Origin of the sequence: Streptomyces showdoensis (genome assembly GCF_039535475.1) — a bacterium.
Classification (GTDB): Bacteria; Actinomycetota; Actinomycetes; order Streptomycetales; family Streptomycetaceae; genus Streptomyces; species Streptomyces showdoensis.
Genome location: NZ_BAAAXG010000002.1, coordinates 323,363 through 344,362, shown reverse-complemented (window position 1 = coordinate 344,362; position 21,000 = coordinate 323,363). Strand labels below are relative to the sequence as shown.

Here is a 21,000-nt window from a genome sequence, read left to right as displayed (position 1 = left end):
GGCCGGACCCGGGCGTTACGTCGCCGGTGGCGTGTCAGCGTCCCGGCGCGGTCCGGGCAGCGCGAGCGCGGCGGGTACGGCGAGGACGGCGACGGCGGCGAGCGCGGGCAGGGCGGTGCCGGAGGCGAGCAGCAGCGAGGCGAGGACGACGCCGAGGACGGGTCCCGTGTTCATCGCGGTCTGCTGGAGCCCGCCGGCCACCCCGGCGTGCTCGGGCGGCGCCCGGTGCACGACGACGGAGGTCGCGGTCACCATCACGGCCCCGAATCCGGCCCCGATCAGGGCCGCGCAGCCCCCGGCGGACAGGGCCCGTTCCGCCGCGCCCGGCAGGCCGAGCAGCAGCACGCCGAGCGCGGTGAGCAGGGCTCCCCCGGTGGCCGTGGCCCTGGCCCCGAAGCGGCGGTGGAGCAGGGCGCTGACCGGGGCCCCCAGCACCAGGAGCGCGGCGAGCGGGACCATCCGCAGGGCGGTGTCCAGCGGGTCGAGGCCGAGGGTGTCCTGGAAGAGGTAGGTGGCGGCGAAGAGGGTGCCGGAGAACGCGGCGGACAAGGCGAGCAGCGTCCCGAGCCCGGCGGTGACGGGCCCGGGCCGCAGCAGGGCCGGCGGCAGCAGGGGGTGCGGGGCGCGCCGTTCGTGGCGTACGAGGAGGAGGGCGGCGAGCGCGGCGGCGGCGAGGGCGACCGGGGTGCCGGTGACGAGCCCGTGGACCAGGCAGGCGAGGGCGAGGCCGAGGAGGGCGGCGCCGGGGAGGTCCAGGGCTCCTGGTCCGGGGCGGCCGGGGGCACCGGCGGCCGGCGGGGCCTCGCGCCGTTCGGGTACGGCCAGGCAGAGGAGGGCGAGCGCCGCCGTGGGGGCCACGCCGATCAGGAAGACGGCACGCCAGCCGTACGCGCCGACCAGCGCGCCGCCGAGGAGCGGCCCGGTCGCGGCGGCGAGACCGATGGCGCTGGTGCGCAGGGCGACCGGCATGCCCAGGCGGTCGGGCGGATAGGCGGCCCGCAGCATGCCGAGCGTGGCGGGCTGAAGCAGGGCGCCGGCGATCCCCTGGACGACCCGGAGGGCGATCACCGTGCCGATCCCGGGGGCGGCGGCTATCCCGGCGGAGGCCGCGGCGAAGCCGAGGCAGCCCACCGCGAAGACCCGGCGGTGCCCGTACCGGTCGCCGAGCCGGCCGGCGAACACCAGCAGACTGGCGACGGCCACGAGGTAGCCGGTGCTGGTCCACTGCACCTCTCCGAGGCCGGCGCCGAGGTCGCGCTGGAGGACGGGCTGGGCGACGGTCAGCACGGTCCCGTCGAGGGCGACGACGGCGGCTCCGACGACGCTGCAGGTCAGGGCGATGACCCGGTGCCGGGTCGCGGTGACGGGCGGGACGGCGACGGCGGTGCGGCTCATCGGGCGCCCCCGGCCGGGCCCAGGTGCGCCCGGAGCGTGGCGGCGAGGAGCGGTTCCACGTCCTCCGCACCGGTGGCGAGGCGCAGGCTGCCCCAGCGCCAGAGCTGGGCGATGCCGTGCAGGTTGGCCCAGAGCGCGCCGGCGGCGGTGGCGGGGTCGGCATCGGGGCGGGCCTCGGCGACGAGGGCGACGAAGCCGGCGAAGAGCGGGAGGCTGGTGTCGCGCAGGCCGAGCCGGCCGCTCTCCAGGAGATCGTGGCGGAACATCAGTTCGTACATCCCGCTGCGGGTCCGCGCGAAGTCGAGGTAGGCGCGGGCGAGGACCTCGATCCGCGCGCGGGCCGCTCGCTCCCCCTCCGTGCCCCCCTCCGCCTCCGCCTCCGCCTCCGCCCGTGCCGTGCGGGCGCCGAGTTCGCGGAAGCCCTCGCGGGCGATGGCCGAGAGCAGGTCCAGGTGGGTCGGGAAGTGGCGACGGGGCGCACCGTGCGAGACCCCCGCCCGGCGGGCGATCTCGCGCAGCGACAGGGCCTGGGCGCCCTCCGCGTCGACGAGCTCGACGCCGACCCGGACCAGGCGGTCGCGCAGCCCGGTCTCGGGCGAGGACGGCGGGGCGACGGAGGCGGGAGACGGAGTGGAGTCGGCCGAGTCGTCGAACTCTGCCGACTCCGCCGACTCTGCGGATTCTGCGGGCTCTGTGGATTCTGCTGGCTCTGCGGATTCTGCGGGCATGGGCCTTGTCTATCCGATCTTGGTAGACACTGTCTACCCCCCTCGAGCGGCGCAGTAGACACCGTCTACGACAGTCGGCCCGAGCTGTCCGTTACACTGGTGGGCAGCGAAGGGGAGTAGCCCTGCGAACCGGTCGTCGACACACTGGAGTCCTCGGACTCCCGGTGACCGGGTCCGCGCGGAAGCGCGGACGGGCGAGACCTTCGGCCAGGCATCATCGCCGCGCCCGCACCTGTGGGCGTGGTTCGTCATGCCGGGCCGAGTGGTCCTCCCGTCGCCCCACCAGGCGCCGTGTCGGGCCCGGGCCCGGTCCGAGCAGAGAGCTCCCGGTATGCACCTCGACCCCTTGGCGATCATCACCGCCTTCGGGCTGATCTTCCTCGCCGAGCTTCCCGACAAGACGATGTTCGCGTCCCTCGCCATGGGCACGCGCATGCGTCCGCTGTACGTGTGGTTCGGCACCTCGACCGCGTTCATCGTCCATGTGGCCATCGCCGTGGGCGCGGGCAGCCTGCTCGGACTCCTCCCCGACTGGAGCGTCAAGCTCGTCTCGGCCCTGATGTTCGGCTTCGGCGCCTTCATGCTGCTGCGCGGCGGGGGCGACGAGGACGAGGACGACACCGGCGGCAAGACCGTGACCGGCTTCTGGCCCGTCTACTCGACCGCCTTCATGGCCGTCTTCATCAGCGAGTGGGGCGACCTGACCCAGATCACCACGGCCAACCTCGCCGCCACCAACGGCACCTGGTCGACGGCGATCGGCTCCGCGGCAGCCCTGATGAGCGTGTCCGCGCTCGCGCTCGTCGCGGGCCGCTTCATCGCGAAGCGCGTCCCGCTCAAGACCGTGCAGCGGATCGGCGGCGTCTGCATGGCCGCGCTGGCGATCTGGTCGCTCGTGGAGATCTTCACGGGCTGAGGCCGGCGGCGGACCGTACCCGGGGACGTGCCCGCGCACCTACGATGCGGGCATGTCCCTCCGTCCCGAACCGACCGACCGCCTCGCGGCGTTCGGCAACCAACTCGTCGACGTCCACCTCTACCTCCGCGAGGAGCTGGCCCGCCTGCGCGCGGACGTGGCCGCCCATCTCGCCTCCGGCGGGGAGCGCCCGCGCGAACTGCGGTCCCACTGCCTCGCGTTCTGCTCCGCCCTCACCCGGCACCACACCGCCGAGGACGAGGGCGTCTTCCCCACCCTCGCCCGGAGCCACCCCGAGCTGCGGCCCGTGCTCGACGAGCTGTCCCGGGACCACGAACAGGTGACGGAGATCCTGCGGGCCGTGCAGAAGCTGGTCGACGGACTCGGCACCGGCCCCGAGCCGGACCCCGCCGAGGTCCGCCGGATCAGCGGGGAGCTGGACGGCCTCGTCGCCCTGGTCGAGTCCCACTTCACGTACGAGGAACGCAAGCTCGTCGCCGCCCTGAACGGGCTCGACGGGTCCGCCGGCCCGCTGCCCGCCGGCTTCGAGGACTTCGCGCTGCGTGGCCTGCGGGATCCCACGGAGCGGTGAGCGGGTCCTTGATGAAGGAATGAATCACTGCTTCACTCCTTCCATGCCCTACCGACGCACACCGGCGGTCCAGGCCCGCTTCGACGCACAGCGCACCACCGTGGTCGAGGCGGGCCTCGGGCTGCTCGCCGAGCACGGCTACGCCGGCTGCACCATGGCCGCCGTCGCCGCGCGGGCGGGCATCGCCACCGGCAGCGTGTACCGCCACTTCCCCAGCAAGGCCGCGCTCTCCGTCGAGCTGTTCCGCACGGTCGTCGGACGCGAGGTCGCCGCCGTCTCCGAGGCCGCGGCCCTGGACACGCACCGGACCTCCGCCGACCGCGTGGTGGCCGTCATAGAGACCTTCGCGACCCGGGCCCTCAAGGCGCCCCGCCTCGCCTACGCGCTGCTCGCCGAGCCGGTCGACCCGGCCGTCGACGCCGAGCGCCTCGTCTTCCGGCGCGCGTTCCGCGACGTCTTCGCCGCGCTGGTCGTCACCGGCGTCGAGAGCGGCGAACTCCCGCCCCAGGACGCCCGGGTGACCGCCTCCGCCCTGGTGGGCGCGGGCGCCGAGGCGCTCATCGGCCCGCTGACCGGACCGTCCGCCGACCCGACGGCCGGGGAGACCGTCGGGCCCGGCACCGTACCCGCCCTGGTCACCTTCACCCTCCGAGCCCTGGGAGTTGCCGATGCCCGCCACGCATGAGGTCACCAACCAAGTCCCGCCGCTGACCGGTTACGACGTCTCCGCCGACCCGGCGCTCCTGGAGTCCCTGCGCCGCGAGGGCGCGGAGTGGGCGGAGACCGACGTCCGGGAGCTGGGCGTGATGGCAGGCGGTCAGCAGGCCCAGGAGTGGGGGCGGCTCGCCGAGCGGAACTCCCCCGTGCTGCACACCCACGACCGGTACGGGCACCGCGTCGACGAGGTCGAGTTCCACCCGTACTGGCACGAACTGATGAACGTGGCCGTGCAGCACGGTCTGCACGGCGCGCCCTGGGCCGACGGCCGGCCGGGCGCGCACGTGGCCCGTGCCGCGAAGGTCTTCGTGTGGGGGCAGGCCGACCCGGGCCACCTGTGTCCGATCTCGATGACGTACGCGGCGGTGCCCGCGCTGCGCGCCGCGCCGGAGCTCGCCGCGGTCTACGAGCCGCTGCTCACCTCCTCGGCCTACGACTTCGGGCTGCGGGTCCCGACGGAGAAGCGCGGGATCATCGCGGGGATGTCCATGACCGAGAAGCAGGGCGGCTCGGACGTCCGCGCCAACACCACCCGGGCGGTTCCCACGGGCGAGCCCGGGACGTACGCGCTGACCGGGCACAAGTGGTTCACGTCCGCGCCGATGTCGGACGTCTTCCTCACCCTCGCGCAGGCGCCCGGCGGACTGTCCTGCTTCCTGGTGCCGCGGGTGCTGCCCGACGGCTCGCGCAACGCGATCCGCTTCCAGCGGCTCAAGGACAAGCTCGGCAACCGCTCCAACGCCTCCAGCGAGATCGAGTACGAGGGTGCCCTCGGACACCTCGTCGGCGAGGAGGGCCGCGGGGTCGCCACCATCATCCGGATGGTGAACATGACCCGGCTCGACTGCGCCGTCAGCTCGGCCTCCGGGATGCGCCAGGGGCTCGTCCAGGCCGTGCACCACGCGACGCACCGCAGCGCCTTCGGGGCCCGGCTGGTCGACCAGCCGCTCATGACCAACGTGCTCGCGGACCTGGCGGTCGAGGCCGAGGCAGCGACGGTCGCCGCGATGCGCCTCGCGGGAGCGGTGGACCGGGCGGCGGCCGGGCACGCCGAGGAGGAGCAGCTGCGCCGCCTCGGGCTCGCCGTCACCAAGTACTGGGTCTGCAAGCGCGCCCCCGCCCACGCGGCCGAGGCCCTGGAGTGCCTGGGCGGCAACGGCTACGTCGAGGACTCGGGGCTCCCGCGCCTGTACCGCGAGTCGCCGCTCCCCTCCATCTGGGAGGGCTCGGGCAACGTGGCCGCGCTCGACGTGCTGCGCGCGATGGCCCGTCAGCCGCAGGCCGTGGACGCCTTCTTCGCGGAGGTCGACCGGGCGGCCGGTGCCGACCGGCGCCTCGACGCGGCGACGGCCCGCCTCCGCAAGGACCTCGCGGAGCTCGGCGACCCCGACGCGCTCCAGTACCGCGCCCGCCGGATCGTCGAGCACCTCGCCCTCGTCCTCCAGGGCTCGCTCCTGGTCCGGCACGGGCACCCCGCCGTCGCCGACGCCTTCTGCGCCTCCCGCCTGGACGGGGAATGGGGCATCGCCTTCGGCACCCTCCCGCCGGGCCTGGACACGGCGGCGATCATCGAGCGGGGCGCGCCGGGCTTCCCGGCGGCCTGACCGGAACCGACGCCCCCGTGGCACCCTGAAGGCCCCTCACGGTGAGACGGAGGCCTTCGTGAGCACGGAACCCGACCACGAGATCCACGAGATCCACGAGGAACTGGACCGGAGCGCGGAGAAGGCGGCGCCCCAGGTGATCGCCTGGCGCCGCCATCTGCACCGTCATCCCGAGCTGTCCAACCGCGAGGTGGAGACCGCGCGGTTCGTCGCCGACCACCTGCGCGCGCTGGGGCTCGACGAGGTCCGCACGGGCATCGCCGGGCACGGCGTCGTCGGGGTGCTGCGGGGCGGCCTCCCGGGGCCGCGCACGGTGGCGCTGCGGGCCGACATCGACGCCCTTCCCGTGCGGGACCTGTGCGGTGCCGACTTCGCCTCCGAGGTGGTCGACGCGGCGTACCCGGGCGGCCCGTTCCCCGTCTCGCACGCCTGCGGGCACGACTGCCACACCGCGATGCTGATGGGCGCCGCGACCGTCCTCGCCGGGGCGCGCGAACGCCTCCCCGGAACCGTGCTGTTCGTCTTCCAGCCCGCCGAGGAGGGACCGCCGGTCACCGAGGAGGGCGGGGCGCGGGCCATGGTGGAGGCGGGCGCGTTCGCCGGGCCGGTGCCGACGATGGTCTTCGGGATGCACGTCACCCCGTACCCCAAGGGGTACGTGGGCTACCGCGTCGGCAACCAGTACGCGGCGTCCACGCTGGTCAGGATCGTCGTCACCGGCAAGCAGGTGCACGGCTCGACCCCGTGGCAGGGCGTCGACCCGATGCCGGCGGCCGGCGGCATCATGACCGGGATCGGACAGATCTACCGCCAGGTCTCCGCCTTCGACCCGGTCACCGTCACCATCGGGCACGTCGAGGACGTCGGCCGCTTCAACATCATCGGCGAGACCGTCACCCTGTGGGGCACCGTCCGCTGCGCGGTCGCGTCGGACATGGCGGAGGTGCAGCGGCGCCTGACGACGCTCGCCGAGCACACGGCGGCCGCGTACAACGCCACGGCCGCCGTGGACTACCTCCAGCCGGTGCCGCCGGTCCACAACAGCGCCGAGTGGGTGGCCGCGGGGCTGCCGACCCTGCGCCGGGTGGCCGGCGAGGAGCGGGTGGTGGAGACCGGCGGCACGCTGGGCTACGACGACGTGTCGGAGTTCATCGACCGCTTCGGCGGCCTCTACGTGACGCTCGGCGTCCAGGACGCCACCCTGGACGCCGCCGGGCGTCCGGTCCCGGTGCCCGGCGGGCGCGGGCTCGTCACCAACCACAACCCGCACTTCTACGCGGACGACGACACCCTGGTGACCGGGGTCCGGCTGCACGCGCAGGTGGCGTACGCGCACCTCACGGGGGCGCTGACCACCTCCCCGTAGCTCGTTCACTCGTTCGTGAGTTCCGTCGGTCTCCCGCCGCGCACCGCGTCACGCTGGACCGGACGCATCCGAGGTGGGAGGACGACATGACGCGGGACGAGGGACGCCCCGAAGGCCTGGACGACCAGGCCGTGTTACTCGTGGCGGGACTCGCCGATCTGGCGGTGAGCACGCTGGGGTCGGCGCTGGGCACGGTCCGGGGGCTGCTGCGCCGTTCGGACGCGGCCGAGCTGGCCTCCGAGGCCGAGCGGGACCTGAGGGCACGCGGCCGCCTCGCGCTCGACCGGTACGCCGCCGCACCGCCGCCGCACCTGGAGGTGCTGGCCCGGCACGTGCGGGACCGGCGGGGCTCCGCCGATGACTGAGGCCTGGGACCCGGCCGCGTTCAAGGCCCGCGTCGACACCGCGCTGCACCGCTTCGTCGCCCAGGAGGCCGATCTGCTGGCGGCGGTCGACCCGGCCCTGGCGCCGGTCGCCGTCGAGCTGGAGACGGCGGTCGCGGCGGGCAAGCGGCTGCGGGCGGCGTTCTGCTACTGGGGCTGGCGCGGGGCGGGGCAGCCGGACAGCGAGGCCCTGCTGCGGGCGGCGGCCGCGCTCGAACTGGTCCACGCGGCGGCCGTCGTGCACGACGACCTCGTCGACGACAGCCCGCTCCGCCACGGCCGGCCCACCGCGCACCTCGCGCTGCGCGCCGCCCTGCCGCACCATCCGCGGGCCGCCGGCGCCGCCCGTTCGCTGGCGATGCTCGTGGGCGACCTGCTGATGTCGCTGGCCGGCCAGCTGTTCGTGACCAGCGGCCTGCCCGCCGCCTATCTCGGCCGGGCCCGTCCGCTGTGGGCACTGCTGGCCCGCGACCTGGTCGCGGGCGAGTGCCTGGAGATCCTGCACACCGGCGCCGTCCCGGACACGGAGGCGTCGCTGAAGGTGATCCGCTACAAGACCGCGAAGTACACCGTGGAGCAGCCCTTGCTGATCGGCGGTGCCCTCGCGGGCGCCGGGCGGCTCCTGGGCGAGGGGTACGCGGCGTACGGGCTGCCGCTGGGCGAGGCGTTCCAGCTCCGGGACGACCTGCTCGGGCTCTTCGGCGACCCGGAGCGCACCGGCAAGTCCGACGGGGACGACCTGCGCGGCCACCGGCCCACGGCCCTGCTCGCCGAGACCTGGCGGCTCGCCGGGCCGGGTGACCGCGACCGGCTGCGCGCCCTCCTGGGGCGGGGCGGTCCGGACGGCGACCCTCGGACGGAGCGCGGCGCGCTGGACGAGGTCCGCGCGCTGATGCTCCGGCTGAAGGCGCCCCACCGGGTCGAGGACATGATCGCCGCGCGGGTCGAGGAGGCGCTGGGCGCGCTCGGCTCCCTGGACGTGGCCCCGGCGAGCGCCGCCGCCCTGACCGCGCTCGCGCACTCGGCCGCGATCCGGCCCTCCTGACCGCGTACCGCCCGTTCCCGTCCCGCCCCGCCCCGTCCCCTCCCCTCCCCTCCCCTCCCCTCCCCTCCCCTCCCCTGCGTACGACCCCCGTGCAAGGAGACCCAAGGAGCCCCGCATGTCCCTCACCGAGGCGTCGATGGACGCCCTGCGCCGGACCGGCGACGAACTCGCCGACGCCACGGTCGCCACGCTCTTCGAACGCGGCGAGGTCGGAAAGTTCAACACCCTGATGCGGTACGTGTCCGTCGCCGGCGCCCCCCTGCCCGACGGGCTGCCCGAAGTGGCGCGCGAGTACCTCCACGTCACGAGCGCGGCTCCGTCCTGGGTGGACTGGGAGGAGATGGAGAAGGCCCGGCTGTTCTTCATCGACAACGACGTGCACATCACGACCGCGCTGTCCTTCGCCTCCATGCCCGCCTGCTACCTCGTCCCCCACGTGGCGAAGCTGCTGGCGACCACCCACGGGCTCGCGTACCCGTCCAAGCGGATGGCCGAGACCGGCCAGTTCACCGTCCACCTGATGCGGCCCGACGCCTTCGAGGCCGGCGGCCGGTTCGTCCCCGCCGCCCAGAAGGTGCGCCTCCTGCACGCCTCGATCCGGCACCACCTCACCCGCGAGGACCGCTGGGACACCGCCGCTCTGGGGGTGCCGATCTGTCAGGAGGACATGATCGGCGGGCAGATGTTCTTCTCGATGCTCGTCCTCGACAGCCTGCACCGGCTCGGTGTCCACATGTCCACGGAGGGCGCGGAGGCCTACTACTACGCGTGGAAGGTCGTCGGCGCCATGCTCGGGGTCGACCAGGACAGCGTCCCGCAGGACCTCGCCGAGGCCAGGGAGTTCCTCGACCGCTACATGATCCGGTACATGGGTCCCTCCGCGGAGGGCGCGGTGCTGACCCGGCAGCTGATCGACCTGTACGAGGAGGTCGTGCCCGGCACCTTCTTCGACCCGATCGTCTCGGCCCTGATCCGCTTCCTCGTCGGCGAGACCTCCGCCGACTGGCTGGAGGTGCCGCGCACCGCGTGGGACACGGTGGTCAAGGCCGTGCCGCACCTCCTGGGCGTCCTGGAGACCATCGAGGACCACTCCCCGCTGGGCGCCTGGGCCCTCGACCGGATCGGCCACCTGACCACGGTCTTCGAGCTCTCCTCCCTGACCCGGGGGCGCGTGATGCACTACGCCATCCCCGAGCACCTCAAGGCCGACTTCGGGGTCGCGTCCACGGTCCCCCGCACCCGGCGCTGGACCCCGCCCGCGCCCGTGCTGGGCTCCTAGGAGGCGTCCCGGTCCCGGGGCCGGCGCCACAGCGCGCCCACGTACACGCCGGCGAGGATCAGCGGCGTGCCCAGGAGCAGGGAGGAGGTCAGGGGTTCGTCGTCGAGCCAGGCGGAGAGCACGATCGTGATGACGGGGACGATGACGAAGACGTACGCGGCGCGGGACGCGTCCCAGCGGTGCAGCACGAACAGGTAGAGCACGAAGAGGAGGACGGAGCCGACCACGACCAGGTAGGCGAGCGCCCACCAGGTGGCGGGGCGGTGCGGGAGGCGCCAGACGTCGCCGGCGGCGGCCGAGCCCGCGAGGAGGAGCACGGAGGCGGTGGTCATGCCGACGGCGTTCATGGTGACGGGGTGCACCTCGGGCAGCCGCCGCACCAGGACCGCCGCCTGTGCGAAGCAGAACGTGCTGCCGAGGATCGCGAGGAAGGAGAACAGCGGCACCGAGCCGCTGAGCGGCACCCGGAAGATGACGGCCACTCCGGCGGCGGCGAGGACGGTCCCGACGGCCGCGGTCACCCGGAAGCGTTCGAGACGCTGGGCGACGGCGAGGAGCAGGGTGACGAGGGGCGTGAGCGCGAGGACGGTCTGGGCGAGTCCGGCGTGGACGTGGACGAGGGCGTAGTAGGCGAGGGCGAAGGGCACGCCGAAGTCGAGGAGGCCGAACAGGGCCGCTCCGGCGAGCGCCTTCCCGCGCGGGAACCGCAGCCGCATCACGGCCATGACGGCGAGCAGGACCAACGAGGCCGTGCCGAAGCGGAGGGAGGCACCCCACAGGGGGTCGAGCTCTCGGTTGCTGAAGCGGATCCCGACCGCGTTGCCGCCGGCGAGGAACGCGGTGGCCGCGAACGCGGCGAGCGTCAGCCGGTCCTCGGCGCGCTGCACCGGCTCACCGTAGCCCCGGTGTCCCCCCGTCCTCGGCAGGGACACGCGCCGCCGTCTCGGTGAACGCCCTGATCAGGGCGGACTCCGCGGCCGTCGCCCAGACGAGGCCGTACTCCAGGGGCGGGGCGTCGTGGAAGGGCACGTAGACGATGCCGGGGCGCGGGTGGTAGCGGGCGCCGCGGGCCGCGCCCGGGGAGACGCCGCGGCCGGCGCCGACCAGGGAGAGCACCTCTTCCCAGGTGGCGGCGGAGGGGCCGTGGCGGACGGCCGCGCCGGAGGGGGTGCGCGTCGGGTAGTGCGCCTCGCGCCAGGCGCGGGGGTGGCCGGCGCCGGAGGTCACCAGGGTCTCCCCCGCGAGGTCGTCGAGCCCGACGGAGGCGCGCCCGGCCAGCGGGTGGGCGGCCGCGACGAGCAGCACCCGGTCCTCGCGGATCAGGACCGGTCCGGCGGTGAGGCCGGGGGCGGCGGCCGGGAAGGTGGCGTACTGGAGGTCGAGCTCGCCGTCCTCGACCGGGCGGGTGCCGACGTCGAGCGGGACTTCCCGGAGGGTGATCGCGCAGCCGGGGTGGTCGGCGAGGAAGGCGTCCGCCGCGGCGGTGAGCAGGGCGCCGCCCCAGGGGGAGGCGAAGCCGACCCGCAGGGTGCCGAGCATCCCGCGTCCGGCGGTGGTGGCGCGTTCGAGGGCGGCGAGGATCTGCCGGTGGGCCGGGCGGAGTTCCTCGTGGAGGCGGCGGCCGACGGGGGTGAGCCGGACGCTGCGGCTGGTCCGCGCGAAGAGCGGGGTGCCGACGCGGCGCTCCAGCTTCCTGATCGTCTGGCTGATCCGGCCGGTGGAGACGCCGAGGAGCTCGGCGGTGCGGCCGAAGTGCAGCTCGTCGCCGAGGGTCAGGAACGCCTCCAGTTCATGCCGTTCGAGCACCGGGCCGCCTCCGATCGTTTAGCCTGACTCAACGCCGCTTGCATTGTTGCACCTTGATGGGCGGTGCCCCCGGACGGAACGCTGAGGACGTGACCCTCCTCCCCTCCCGCCCACGCGTCGCGTCTGCTCCCGCTCCCGCGCCCGCGCCCGCTCCCGTCAACGTGCTGGTGCTCGCCCTCGCCGGGGCGGTGACCGTCGCCAACATCTACTTCCCGCAACCGCTGCTCGCCGCCGTGGCCGACGGCCTCGGCGTCTCCGACCGGACCGCCGGACTGGTCGCCACCGCGGCGCAGGCCGGCTACGCGCTGGGCCTCCTGCTCCTCGTGCCGCTCGCGGACACCGCCCGGCTGCGCCGCCTGACGGGAACGCTGCTCGCCCTGACCGCCGGCGCGCTCCTCGTGGCCGCCGCGGCCCCGAACGTCCTCACGCTCCTCCTCGCGACCCTCGCCCTGTCGACGACCACCGTGCTGCCGCAGATCCTCACCCCGGTGGCGGCCGTCCTCGCGGGCGCCGAGCGGCGCGGCCGGGTGGTCGGCCTGATCGGCCTGGGCCTCACCCTCGGCTCCACCCTGTCCCGGACCGTCTCCGGCGCCGTGTCCGACGCGAGCGGCAGCTGGCGCGCGGCCTACCTGGTGGCCGCCGCGGCGACGGCCGCCCTGCTCTGCGTGCTGCCGCGGGCGCTGCCGGAGCGACTGGGCGCGCCGGACCGGCGCCGGGTGCCGTACGGGCGGATGCTGGCCGGACTGCCCGGGCTCCTGGGCCTCCACCGGGCGCTCCGCCGGTCGGCGCTCGTCGGGGCGTGCGTCTTCGCCGCGTACAGCGTCTTCTGGGCGGCGCTCGTCTTCCACCTGGCGGCCCCGCCCCTCGGGTACGGGCCGGGGGCGGCCGGACTGTTCGGGCTGCTCACCGTGCCGGCCGCGCTGGCCTCGGCGTACGCGGGGCCGCTCACCGACCGGCTCGGCGCGGGCCGGGTCGGCCGCCGGGCCCTCGGGTGCGTGGGCCTCGGGCTCGCGGTCGCGGGCCTGGCGCCGCGCTCGCCGGTGGCCCTGGTGGCGGCCGCCGGCCTCGTCGTCCTGGGCACGAGCGCCTGCCAGGTCGCGAACCAGGCCCGGGTCCTCGGGCTCGGCCGCGAGGTGGCCGCGCGGGCGAACACGGTCTTCATGCTGGCCACGTTCGGCGGCGGCGCCCTGGGCTCGCTCACGGCGGCGTGGCTGTACGGGGCGTACGGCTGGCGGGCCACGGTCCTCGCCGCAGGCGTCTTCACCACCGCGGGCGCCCGGGCCGCCGCCCGGCGCCGCCGCGCCGCCCGGGTCTGAGGCGCCCGGCCCCGACTTGCGCCACGCCCGCCACGCGCAAGGCTGGGGGTACCGGTCCGCGCCCCTCACAGGGAGACACGATGCAGCAGCCCGCCCCCTTCGACCTGGGCGCTCTCGCCGACGACCACCTGGCCCTGGCCCGCACCTCGCCCCACGGCCGCAGCGCCCATCTGGTGGTGCACGACGGCGTGCTCCGGCAGAGCGTGATCGCGCTGACCGCCGGCACCTCCCTCGACGAGCACAACGCGCCCCCGGCGGCGAGCCTCCAGGTCCTGCGCGGCCGGGTGGAACTGACCGCCTCGGGCCGCGCGCAGGAGGTGGCGGCGGGCGGGCTCCAGATGATCCCGAAGGAACGGCACGGGCTCACCGCCCTGGAGGACTCGGTGGTGCTCCTGACGGCGGTGAACGACTAGCACCCGTCCGGCGGGGTCAGGCCGGGGGCCGTGCCTGTCGTGCGTCGGACGACAGATCCACGGGCAGATGTGCTGCGCTCTGGAATCACCGGTTATGGAGCTCCGGCAACTGCGCTACTTCGTCTCCGTCGTCGACGAGGGCGGCTTCACCCGCGCCGCGGCCCGGCTGCATCTGGCCCAGCCCGGTCTCAGCGCCCGGATCCGCCAGTTGGAGAAGGAGCTGGGGCGGCCTCGACATCGCGCTCCTCGGGACGGCGGCGGAGGAACCGCCGCCGGGAGCGGCCCCACCACGTGGTCGTCGATGTCCCGCTGGTCGCCGCCGTCGCGCCGGGCGAACCGCTCCTCGACCACACCGACGGCGCCGGGGTGCCGCTCGCCGCGCTGCGCGACCGGCCGCTGATCTGCCTGCCGCACGGTACGGGGGTGTGCGCGGCGCTCGAACGCGGCTGCGCGCAGGCGGGGTTCAGGCCGCGGGTGACGTTCGAGGCGGCCGCCCCGGGGACGCTCGCCCGGCTGGCCTCCCGGGGCCTCGGCGTCGCGGTCCTCGCGGGGGAGGACGACGGGCCCGCCGCCGGCGGGGAGCTCCGCAGCGTGCGGATCGTCGAACCCGGGATGCGCGCCCGCATCGCCCTCGCCTGGCAGGCCGCCGGCCCCTCGGGCCCGGCGGCCCGGGTCCTCCTCGACCGGCTGCGCACGGCCCTCCCGGCGGCGTCGGAGACGTAGTCCCCGACGGCCCGTGCCCCGCTCCCCTCGGCGGGCCTTCCGCCGCCCCGTCACTCCACCCGGTCGAGGTCCTCCGCGTAGTACGCGATGGCCTTCCGGTACTGCCGGACGAACGGGTCGTCGCTCGTCTCCGCGAGGAGGCGGAGCAGGAGCCGGGCGGAGTCGTGGTGCCGGCCCGTGTTGTAGAGGGCCATGGCGAGGAAGGTGCGGAGGGCGCCGTCCTCCGGGAACTCCTCGGTGCCGCGCCGCAGGGTGGCGACGGCCTCCTCGTAGCGGCCCAGGGTGCGGTAGGTGCTGCCGAGGCCCAGGAGTGCGCCCCTGCGGTCCTCGGCGGCCAGGCCCTCCGCCGCCAGGGCCCTCTCGTAGTACGGCACCGCCTCGGCCTCCAGGCCGAGCACGTCGTGGGCCCAGGCGGCCTGGTAGGCGACCTCGGGGTCGGCCGGGTGGCGGGCCGCCAGGGCGACGAGTCGCTCGCGGGCCTCCTCGCGGCTGCCGCGCTCGCGCAGGGCGACCGCCTCGGCCAGCAGGGTGTCTCTGTCCTCGGTGCTCATGGGGTCATCCTCGCAGCTCGGCCGGGACGCGCCGACAGGGACCGCCAGGTCGTGGAACGTCCTGCTGCGGGGCCGGTCGTGGGGCCGCTCCGCCGACCGGGCGGCTCGGGTGGCGCCGACCGGCGCGTACCGGTGGTGCCGACCGTCGCGTACCGGTGGTGTCGGCAGCGCCCGGGGGCCGTTCACGGTTCCGGTGTCACCAGCACCAGCGGGGTGCCCGCGCAGGGCGTCAGGCGCAGGGTTCCGTGACGGTGGACGGCCGGCGGGGCGGCGAGGACGGCGGCGAGGTCGGGGCCCTTGGTGAGGGAGCCCCCGAGGTGGCCGGGGTCGGTGGAGGCGGCGACCCGGCCGCGGGCGTTCACCAGCCGCGCGGGGACGGGGAGTTGCTGGAGCACGGGCAGGACGGCCGCCTCGAAGTGCCGCAAGTAGACGTCGGCCGCGGCGACCCCGACGAAGCGTCCGCCGAGGTGGACGGGGGCGGAGAGGGTGAGGCTGTACTCGTCGGAGCAGAGGTAGTCGACGTACGGCCCGGCGACGGCCCGCTGCCCGGTCTCGCGGGGCAGCGCGTACCAGTCCCAGTGGGTGTAGTCGGAGTACGCGGAGTGCTCCGGGTCGAGGTCGAGCAGCAGTGGGCGGACCGTGCCCTCGGGCCCGCGCTGCCACCACTCCAGCCAGGCCGGTACGTCGCCGAGGAGACCGGGCGCGGCGACGAACCCGGCGCCGGAGACGAGGTCCTGGGCGGCGAGCCGGCCGTGCAGGCCGGGCCGGAGTGCGGCGAGGTCGGCGGAGACGGGGGGCCGGCCGGCGGCGGCCGCGGCGGTGAGCAGGGCAGCGGTGTCGGCGCGGGTGGCGGCGACGGCGGCGAAGACGCCCTCCAGGGTGTCGCGGACCCGCCGCGCGACGGCGTCGGCGCCGACGTCCGCGGAGGAATCGGCGCCGGCTCCGGAGTCGGGGCCGGCCTCGGTGCCGGTCCCGAGGATGCGGGCCCGGTCAGGGGCGGCGGCCCCCGTGGGGCGGGCGAGCCCGGTGCTCCTGGCCATCGGTGTCCTCCTCGGGACGGGGCTCGGGTGCGCGGGCGGGGGGAGCGAGCCGCAGGGCGACCAGCCGGCCCAGCGACTCGCGCACGCACTGCTCGGCCAGCTCCCTGGCCCGCTCGTCGGCCTCATCCTGCACGGCGGAGATCACGGAGCGGTGACGATCCGCCACGCATTCGAGATACGCGGTGTCGTCGAGGACGAGGACGAGCAGGGCGCCCAACTCGGTCTGGAGCGCGATCTCCTCGCGGGTGAGGCGGGCCGACTGGGCGGCGGCGGCCAGCTCCACGTGGAAGCGTCCGTAGAGCCGGCTGCGGGCGGCGGAGTCCTCGGCGGCGGTGAACTCGTCGACGGTCCGGGCCAGCGGGCGCAGGTCGCCGGGCTGGGTGCGCCGGGCGGCGAGCAGCGCGGCGGCTCCGGAGACCGCGGCCCAGTGGTCGCCGAGGTCGCGGAGCTCCTCGGTGGACCAGTCGGCGAGGCGGGCGCGCAGCCGGTCTTCGGGAGGCCCTTCGGGGAGGGTGACGAAGCTGCCGCCGCCCCGGCCGCGCCGGGTGGTGACGAGCCCCTGCTGGCGCAGGGCCATGAGCGCCTCGCGCAGGGTCACGGTGGAGACGCCCAGCTGGGCGGCGAGCTCGGTCTCGCCGGGGAGCTGCTCGCCGTCGGCGAGGAGGCCGAGCTCTATGGCGTCGCCGAGCCTGCGCACCACCGCGTCGACCCGCGCGCGGGTGTCGACGGGGGTGAACACGGTCCTGCGGGCGCTCCCCGGCGCGCCCGCGCCCTGTCTGCCGTCTGGCCTCACGGTGTACCACCTCGCGCGTTGACTCAGCCTTTACCTTAAGGGGGTCTTGAGATTTGAACTATGACTTCATATGTTTACGCTCACGCTCGTCAGAACGCTCCACCGCACCAGAAAGGTTCCCGCCCATGGAGGGAATGGCGATCCGGCTCTCAGGACTGCGCAAGAGCTACGGCCGGACCGAGGCAGTGGCGGGGGTGGACCTGGAGATCGCCGACGGGGAGTTCTTCTCGATGCTCGGCCCCTCCGGCTCCGGCAAGACGACCGTGCTGCGGATGATCGCCGGGTTCGAGACCCCGAGCGCGGGCAGCGTCGAACTGGCGGGCCGGGACGTGACCCGGCTCGCCCCGTTCGAGCGGGACGTCCACACCGTCTTCCAGGACTACGCGCTCTTCCCGCACATGACGGTCGAACAGAACGTGGCCTACGGACTGAAGGTGCGCGGGGTCGGCAAGGCCGAGCGCCTCGTCCGGGCCCGCGCCGCGCTCGCCCAGGTCCGCCTCGAAGGGCTGGGCAGGCGCCGGCCGGGTGAGCTCTCCGGCGGCCAGCGGCAGCGCGTCGCCCTGGCCCGCGCCCTGGTCGGACGCCCCCGGGTGCTCCTCCTCGACGAGCCGCTGGGCGCCCTCGACCTCAAGCTGCGCGAGCAGATGCAGGTCGAACTCAAGGCGATCCAGCGGCAGGTCGGCATCACCTTCGTGTTCGTCACCCACGACCAGGAGGAGGCCCTGACGATGAGCGACCGGATCGCCGTCTTCCACCAGGGCCGGATCGAGCAGGTCGGCTCCCCCGCCGAGATCTACGAGCGCCCCGCCAGCCCCTTCGTCGCCGGCTTCGTCGGCACCTCCAACCTGCTCAGTGGCGAGAGCGCGCGGACCCTGCTCGGCACCTCCGGCACGTACAGCATCCGGCCGGAGAAGATCCGCGTCGTCAAGGACCCGGCCGCACCCGCCGAGCCGGGCCACACGAGCGCGGCGGGGACCGTCGCCGAGGTCGTCTACCTGGGCGGCTCCACCCGCTTCCTGGTCGACCTCGACGCGGGCGGACGGCTCACCGCCGTCCAGCAGAACCTGGAGACCTCCTCCGCCGACCTCGCCGCCTTCCGGGGCGCGCGGGTGGGCCTCCGCTGGCACCCGCGGCACGCCGTCGGCGTCCCGGCGTCCGTGCCGGCTCCGGCGTCCGAGCCCCCGGGTGCGGACGCCCGGACGGACGCTCAGGCGCCCGCGCCCCGGGCCTGATCCCCTCCGACCGCTCCGCCCCCACCGCCCTCCGGCCGGCTCCCGCACCACCCCCGTACCGCACCACTCCCCGTACCGCACACTCACGCAACGGAGAACCCCGTGCGCCTGCACCGCTCGCTCCTGACGGCCGCCGCCGTCTCCGGACTGCTCCTCGTCACCGCCTGCGGCTCCGCCGACCAGGCCGGGTCCGGGAAGTCCGGCGGCCTCCACCCGCCCGCCCTGAAGGCGCCGACCTCACTCGGCGCACCCGAGGGCCAGGTCAACCTCGTCGCCTGGGCCGGATACGTCGAGGACGGCTCCAACGACCCCAAGGTCGACTGGGTGACCGCCTTCGAGAAGCAGACCGGCTGCCAGGTCAACGCCAAGACCGCCGCCACCTCGGACGAGATGGTCGCGCTGATGAAGACCGGTGAGTACGACGCCGTCTCCGCCTCCGGCGACGCCTCGCTGCGGCTGATCGCCGCCGGCGACGCGGCCCCCGTCAACACGGCACTGGTGCCGAACTACGCGGACGTCTTCGCCGGGCTCAAGAACAAGGAGTGGAACTCCGTCAAGGGAGTCTCCTACGGCATCCCGCACGGCCGCGGCGCCAACCTCCTCATGTACGACAAGAAGAAGGTCACCCCCGCGCCCGACTCCTGGTCGGCCGTCTTCGACAAGGCGTCCGCGCACAGCGGCAAGGTGACCGCCTACGACTCGCCCATCTACCTGGCCGACGCCGCGCTCTACCTGAAGGCGACCGAGCCGGAGCTCGGCATCACGAACCCGTACGCGCTCGACCAGAAGCAGTTCGACGCCTCCGTCGAGCTCCTGAAGGCGCAGAACAAGCACGTCGGCGAGTACTGGAGCGACTACCTCAAGGAGATCTCCGCCTTCAAGAGCGGCGACTCCGTCGTGGGCACCAGCTGGCAGGTGATCGCCAACCTGGCGAAGGCCGAGGGCGCCGAGGTCGAGGCGGTGCTGCCGAAGGAGGGCTCCACCGGCTGGTCGGACACCTGGATGGTGTCCGCGAAGGCCAAGCACCCCACCTGCGCCTACAAGTGGCTCGACTGGATCGTCTCGCCGAAGGCCAACGCCCAGGTCGCCGAGTACTTCGGCGAGGCCCCCGCCAACGCCAAGTCCTGTGCCGAGACCGCGGACAAGGCGCACTGCGCCACCTTCCACGCGAGCGACGAGGCCTACTGGAAGAACGTGCACTTCTGGACCACGCCGATCGAGCAGTGCCTCGACGGGCGCACGGACGCCACGTGCGTGCCGTACGCCAAGTGGGTGCAGGCCTGGAACGAGATCAAGGGCTGACGCCGTCCCATGACCGTCCTCTCCCCGACCCCCGCCGCCCCCCGAGCCGCCGGTGCCGTCCGACGGCTCGCCGGGGCCCTGCACCGCAGGCCCCGGGTCCGGCTCGCCGCGCTGCTCACGGCGCCGCTGCTGTGGCTGGTGCTCGCCTATCTCGGCTCGCTGGCCGCGCTGTTCCTCTCCGCGTTCTGGACCACCGACTCCTTCACCTCCGAGGTGGTGCGGGTCTGGTCGGGGCAGAACTTCCAGGAGCTGGTCTCCTCGCCGGTCTACCGGACGGTCGCCCTGCGCACGGTCGGCGTCGCCCTGGCCGTGACCGTGCTGTGCGCGCTGATCGCCTTCCCGCTCGCGTTCTACACGGCCCGGGTGGCGAGCCCGCGCCGCCGCCCGCTGCTCGTGGTCGCGATCCTCACCCCGCTGTGGGCCAGTTACCTGGTCAAGGTGTACGCGTGGCGGCTCATCCTGTCCGAGGGCGGACCGCTCGACTGGGCGCTGCGCCCCCTGGGCCTGAGCGGACCCGGGTACGGGCTGACCGCCACGGTCATGGTGCTGACGTACCTCTGGCTGCCGTACATGATCCTGCCGCTGCACACGGCCCTGGAGCAGCTCCCGGACAACCTCCTGCACGCCTCGGCCGACCTCGGGGCGCGGGCGGGGCGGACCTTCCGCTCGGTGGTGCTGCCGATGGTGTGGCCGGCGGTCGCGGCGGGGTCGGTGTTCACCTTCTCGCTGAGCCTCGGCGACTACATCACCGTGCAGATCGTCGGCGGCAAGACCCAGCTGCTGGGCAACCTCGTCTACTCCAACGTCACCCTCAACCTGCCGCTGGCCGCCGCGCTCGGCACCGTGCCGGTGGCCGTCATCGTGCTCTACCTGCTCGCGGTGCGGCGCACCGGGGCGCTGCGCAGCCTGTGACCGGGCCGCGAACCGTCAGCCGGACCCGTCCGCGGAAGGACCGCTCCCGATGAACCTCTCCCGTCCCGCCCGGATCGCGCTGCGCACCGCGGCCGGGCTCGGCTTCGCGGTGATCTACCTGCCGCTGCTGCTCGTGCTCGTCGGCTCGCTCAACCCGGACCGCTCGGCGAGCTGGCCGCCGCCCGGGCTCACCCTGGACTGGTGGGCGGCCGCCTGGGCGAACGAGGGGGCCCGCGAGGCCCTGTGGACCTCGGTGCGGGCGGGCGGCGCCGCGACCGCGATCGCGCTGGTCCTCGGCACGCTGATCGCCTTCGCCGTGCAGCGGCACCGGTTCTTCGGGCGCGAGGCGGTCTCGTTCGCGGTGGTGCTGCCGATCGCGCTGCCCGGCATCGTCACGGGCATCGCGCTCAACTCCGCCTTCGGGACCGTCCTGGCGCCGCTCGGGGTGGGCCTCGGACTGTTCACGGTGATCGTGGGGCACGCGACCTTCTGCATCGTGGTCGTCTTCAACAACGTGACGGCCCGGCTGCGCCGGCTGCCCGGTTCCTACGAGGAGGCGGCGATGGACCTCGGGGCCCACACCTTCCGCACCTTCCGGGACGTCACCTTCCCGCTGCTGCGCTCGGCGCTGCTGGCGGGCGGGCTGCTCGCCTTCGCGCTCTCCTTCGACGAGGTCGTGGTGACCACCTTCACGGCCGGTCCCGGGGTGCGGACCCTGCCGCTGTGGATCTTCGACAACATGACGCGGCCTCAGCAGGCGCCGGTCGTGAACGTGGTGGCGGCGCTGCTGGTGCTGCTGTCGGTGATCCCGATCTACGCGGCGCAGCGGCTGTCCTCGGACACGGCGGGCGGCGGACGGGTCTGAGGCCCCGGCCGGTGCCGGGCGC

Annotated in this window: 23 protein-coding genes; 16 read left to right on the top strand and 7 right to left on the bottom strand. The window is 74.7% G+C overall.

Going from position 1 to position 21,000, the window contains the following annotated elements:
• Positions 1-15: 15 nt before the first annotated feature.
• Positions 16-1,395: an MFS transporter gene (locus tag ABD981_RS01585; RefSeq protein ID WP_046910029.1), complete on the bottom strand. Its 1,380-nt coding sequence runs from the start codon at positions 1,393-1,395 to the stop codon at positions 16-18.
• Positions 1,392-2,123 carry a TetR/AcrR family transcriptional regulator gene (locus ABD981_RS01580; RefSeq protein ID WP_123954861.1) on the bottom strand — a complete coding sequence of 244 codons (732 nt, stop codon included), beginning with the start codon at positions 2,121-2,123 and terminating at the stop codon, positions 1,392-1,394. The genes ABD981_RS01585 and ABD981_RS01580 overlap by 4 nt, the downstream gene beginning before the upstream one ends.
• A 331-nt stretch (positions 2,124-2,454) precedes the next feature.
• Here ABD981_RS01580 and ABD981_RS01575 point away from each other — a divergent pair, with 331 nt between their 5' ends.
• The 8 genes from ABD981_RS01575 to ABD981_RS01540 all read left to right on the top strand — a co-directional run bounded on the left by ABD981_RS01575 (position 2,455) and on the right by ABD981_RS01540 (position 10,025).
• Positions 2,455-3,039 carry a TMEM165/GDT1 family protein gene (locus ABD981_RS01575; protein ID WP_046910028.1) on the top strand — a complete coding sequence of 195 codons (585 nt, stop codon included), beginning with the start codon at positions 2,455-2,457 and terminating at the stop codon, positions 3,037-3,039.
• A gap of 52 nt (positions 3,040-3,091) precedes the next feature.
• The gene (locus ABD981_RS01570; protein WP_123954860.1) at positions 3,092-3,631 is read left to right on the top strand and encodes a hemerythrin domain-containing protein; all 540 of its coding nucleotides are present in this window, start codon (positions 3,092-3,094) and stop codon (positions 3,629-3,631) included.
• Positions 3,632-3,674: 43 nt separating this feature from the next.
• Entirely contained in the window at positions 3,675-4,316 is a 642-nt protein-coding gene (locus ABD981_RS01565; RefSeq protein WP_046910027.1) for a TetR/AcrR family transcriptional regulator, read from the top strand.
• A complete protein-coding gene (locus ABD981_RS01560) occupies positions 4,300-5,952 on the top strand; it encodes an acyl-CoA dehydrogenase family protein (protein ID WP_046910026.1) in 1,653 nt (550 codons plus the stop codon). Before ABD981_RS01565 ends, ABD981_RS01560 begins: the two co-directional genes overlap by 17 nt.
• Before the next feature lie 58 nt (positions 5,953-6,010).
• Positions 6,011-7,318: a M20 metallopeptidase family protein gene (locus ABD981_RS01555; RefSeq protein ID WP_240495364.1), complete on the top strand. Its 1,308-nt coding sequence runs from the start codon at positions 6,011-6,013 to the stop codon at positions 7,316-7,318.
• Between the two features lie 86 nt (positions 7,319-7,404).
• On the top strand, positions 7,405-7,683 hold the full coding sequence (locus tag ABD981_RS01550) for a hypothetical protein (protein WP_046910025.1): 279 nt from the start codon (positions 7,405-7,407) through the stop codon (positions 7,681-7,683).
• Entirely contained in the window at positions 7,676-8,746 is a 1,071-nt protein-coding gene (locus ABD981_RS01545) for a polyprenyl synthetase family protein (protein ID WP_046910024.1), read from the top strand. Before ABD981_RS01550 ends, ABD981_RS01545 begins: the two co-directional genes overlap by 8 nt.
• 115 nt (positions 8,747-8,861) lie before the next feature.
• Positions 8,862-10,025 (top strand): oxygenase MpaB family protein, encoded by a 1,164-nt coding sequence (locus ABD981_RS01540; protein WP_046911552.1) that lies wholly within the window; start codon positions 8,862-8,864, stop codon positions 10,023-10,025.
• On the opposite strand, the gene ABD981_RS01535 is transcribed toward ABD981_RS01540, so the two are convergent.
• Together ABD981_RS01535 and ABD981_RS01530 are read right to left on the bottom strand one after the other, a co-directional pair.
• Complete coding sequence (locus tag ABD981_RS01535) at positions 10,022-10,912, bottom strand: DMT family transporter (protein ID WP_046911561.1); 891 nt, start codon at positions 10,910-10,912, stop codon at positions 10,022-10,024. The genes ABD981_RS01540 and ABD981_RS01535 overlap by 4 nt on opposite strands.
• A gap of 4 nt (positions 10,913-10,916) precedes the next feature.
• The gene (locus ABD981_RS01530) at positions 10,917-11,831 is read right to left on the bottom strand and encodes a LysR family transcriptional regulator (protein ID WP_046911551.1); all 915 of its coding nucleotides are present in this window, start codon (positions 11,829-11,831) and stop codon (positions 10,917-10,919) included.
• 89 nt (positions 11,832-11,920) lie between these two features.
• Here ABD981_RS01530 and ABD981_RS01525 point away from each other — a divergent pair, with 89 nt between their 5' ends.
• From ABD981_RS01525 to ABD981_RS01510, 4 genes are all read left to right on the top strand, one after another.
• On the top strand, positions 11,921-13,147 hold the full coding sequence (locus ABD981_RS01525) for an MFS transporter (RefSeq protein ID WP_240495463.1): 1,227 nt from the start codon (positions 11,921-11,923) through the stop codon (positions 13,145-13,147).
• An 80-nt stretch (positions 13,148-13,227) separates the two neighbouring features.
• Positions 13,228-13,560, top strand: coding sequence for a cupin domain-containing protein (locus ABD981_RS01520; protein ID WP_046911549.1), 333 nt, complete (start codon positions 13,228-13,230; stop codon positions 13,558-13,560).
• Positions 13,561-13,627: 67 nt separating this feature from the next.
• Entirely contained in the window at positions 13,628-13,960 is a 333-nt protein-coding gene (locus ABD981_RS01515; protein ID WP_338058660.1) for a LysR family transcriptional regulator, read from the top strand.
• Positions 13,852-14,283 carry a LysR substrate-binding domain-containing protein gene (locus ABD981_RS01510; RefSeq protein ID WP_165591026.1) on the top strand — a complete coding sequence of 144 codons (432 nt, stop codon included), beginning with the start codon at positions 13,852-13,854 and terminating at the stop codon, positions 14,281-14,283. Before ABD981_RS01515 ends, ABD981_RS01510 begins: the two co-directional genes overlap by 109 nt.
• Positions 14,284-14,333: 50 nt before the next feature.
• Here ABD981_RS01510 and ABD981_RS01505 read toward each other — a convergent pair whose 3' ends face one another.
• From ABD981_RS01505 to ABD981_RS01495, 3 genes are all read right to left on the bottom strand, one after another.
• Positions 14,334-14,834 carry a tetratricopeptide repeat protein gene (locus ABD981_RS01505; RefSeq protein ID WP_046911548.1) on the bottom strand — a complete coding sequence of 167 codons (501 nt, stop codon included), beginning with the start codon at positions 14,832-14,834 and terminating at the stop codon, positions 14,334-14,336.
• Between the two features lie 182 nt (positions 14,835-15,016).
• Positions 15,017-15,874, bottom strand: a complete 858-nt coding sequence (locus ABD981_RS01500) for a cache domain-containing protein (RefSeq protein ID WP_123955147.1) — start codon at positions 15,872-15,874, stop codon at positions 15,017-15,019.
• Positions 15,825-16,613 carry a FadR/GntR family transcriptional regulator gene (locus ABD981_RS01495; protein WP_345527488.1) on the bottom strand — a complete coding sequence of 263 codons (789 nt, stop codon included), beginning with the start codon at positions 16,611-16,613 and terminating at the stop codon, positions 15,825-15,827. The genes ABD981_RS01500 and ABD981_RS01495 overlap by 50 nt, the downstream gene beginning before the upstream one ends.
• A 179-nt stretch (positions 16,614-16,792) precedes the next feature.
• On the opposite strand from ABD981_RS01495, the gene ABD981_RS01490 reads away from it, so the two are divergent.
• The 4 genes from ABD981_RS01490 to ABD981_RS01475 all read left to right on the top strand — a co-directional run bounded on the left by ABD981_RS01490 (position 16,793) and on the right by ABD981_RS01475 (position 20,978).
• Positions 16,793-17,899 carry an ABC transporter ATP-binding protein gene (locus ABD981_RS01490; protein ID WP_046911546.1) on the top strand — a complete coding sequence of 369 codons (1,107 nt, stop codon included), beginning with the start codon at positions 16,793-16,795 and terminating at the stop codon, positions 17,897-17,899.
• Positions 17,900-18,001: 102 nt separating this feature from the next.
• The gene (locus ABD981_RS01485) at positions 18,002-19,201 is read left to right on the top strand and encodes an ABC transporter substrate-binding protein (protein ID WP_046911545.1); all 1,200 of its coding nucleotides are present in this window, start codon (positions 18,002-18,004) and stop codon (positions 19,199-19,201) included.
• Positions 19,202-19,210: 9 nt separating this feature from the next.
• On the top strand, positions 19,211-20,113 hold the full coding sequence (locus ABD981_RS01480) for an ABC transporter permease (RefSeq protein ID WP_046911544.1): 903 nt from the start codon (positions 19,211-19,213) through the stop codon (positions 20,111-20,113).
• Positions 20,114-20,162: 49 nt separating this feature from the next.
• Positions 20,163-20,978, top strand: a complete 816-nt coding sequence (locus ABD981_RS01475) for an ABC transporter permease (RefSeq protein WP_046911543.1) — start codon at positions 20,163-20,165, stop codon at positions 20,976-20,978.
• Positions 20,979-21,000 lie beyond the last annotated feature (22 nt).

What these genes read in the sequence shown, in the direction of transcription:
- ABD981_RS01545 (WP_046910024.1), top strand. Translation starts at nt 7,676, where the DNA reads ATGACTGAGGCCTGGGACCCGGCCGCGTTCAAGGCCCGCGTCGACACC.
- ABD981_RS01490 (WP_046911546.1), top strand. Translation starts at nt 16,793, where the DNA reads ATGGAGGGAATGGCGATCCGGCTCTCAGGACTGCGCAAGAGCTACGGC.
- ABD981_RS01480 (WP_046911544.1), top strand. Translation starts at nt 19,211, where the DNA reads ATGACCGTCCTCTCCCCGACCCCCGCCGCCCCCCGAGCCGCCGGTGCC.
- ABD981_RS01550 (WP_046910025.1), top strand. Translation starts at nt 7,405, where the DNA reads ATGACGCGGGACGAGGGACGCCCCGAAGGCCTGGACGACCAGGCCGTG.
- ABD981_RS01520 (WP_046911549.1), top strand. Translation starts at nt 13,228, where the DNA reads ATGCAGCAGCCCGCCCCCTTCGACCTGGGCGCTCTCGCCGACGACCAC.
- ABD981_RS01500 (WP_123955147.1), bottom strand. Translation starts at nt 15,874, where the DNA reads ATGGCCAGGAGCACCGGGCTCGCCCGCCCCACGGGGGCCGCCGCCCCT.
- ABD981_RS01585 (WP_046910029.1), bottom strand. Translation starts at nt 1,395, where the DNA reads ATGAGCCGCACCGCCGTCGCCGTCCCGCCCGTCACCGCGACCCGGCAC.
- ABD981_RS01515 (WP_338058660.1), top strand. Translation starts at nt 13,628, where the DNA reads ATGTGCTGCGCTCTGGAATCACCGGTTATGGAGCTCCGGCAACTGCGC.
- ABD981_RS01570 (WP_123954860.1), top strand. Translation starts at nt 3,092, where the DNA reads ATGTCCCTCCGTCCCGAACCGACCGACCGCCTCGCGGCGTTCGGCAAC.
- ABD981_RS01565 (WP_046910027.1), top strand. Translation starts at nt 3,675, where the DNA reads ATGCCCTACCGACGCACACCGGCGGTCCAGGCCCGCTTCGACGCACAG.
- ABD981_RS01560 (WP_046910026.1), top strand. Translation starts at nt 4,300, where the DNA reads ATGCCCGCCACGCATGAGGTCACCAACCAAGTCCCGCCGCTGACCGGT.
- ABD981_RS01580 (WP_123954861.1), bottom strand. Translation starts at nt 2,123, where the DNA reads ATGCCCGCAGAATCCGCAGAGCCAGCAGAATCCACAGAGCCCGCAGAA.
- ABD981_RS01505 (WP_046911548.1), bottom strand. Translation starts at nt 14,834, where the DNA reads ATGAGCACCGAGGACAGAGACACCCTGCTGGCCGAGGCGGTCGCCCTG.
- ABD981_RS01575 (WP_046910028.1), top strand. Translation starts at nt 2,455, where the DNA reads ATGCACCTCGACCCCTTGGCGATCATCACCGCCTTCGGGCTGATCTTC.
- ABD981_RS01475 (WP_046911543.1), top strand. Translation starts at nt 20,163, where the DNA reads ATGAACCTCTCCCGTCCCGCCCGGATCGCGCTGCGCACCGCGGCCGGG.
- ABD981_RS01540 (WP_046911552.1), top strand. Translation starts at nt 8,862, where the DNA reads ATGTCCCTCACCGAGGCGTCGATGGACGCCCTGCGCCGGACCGGCGAC.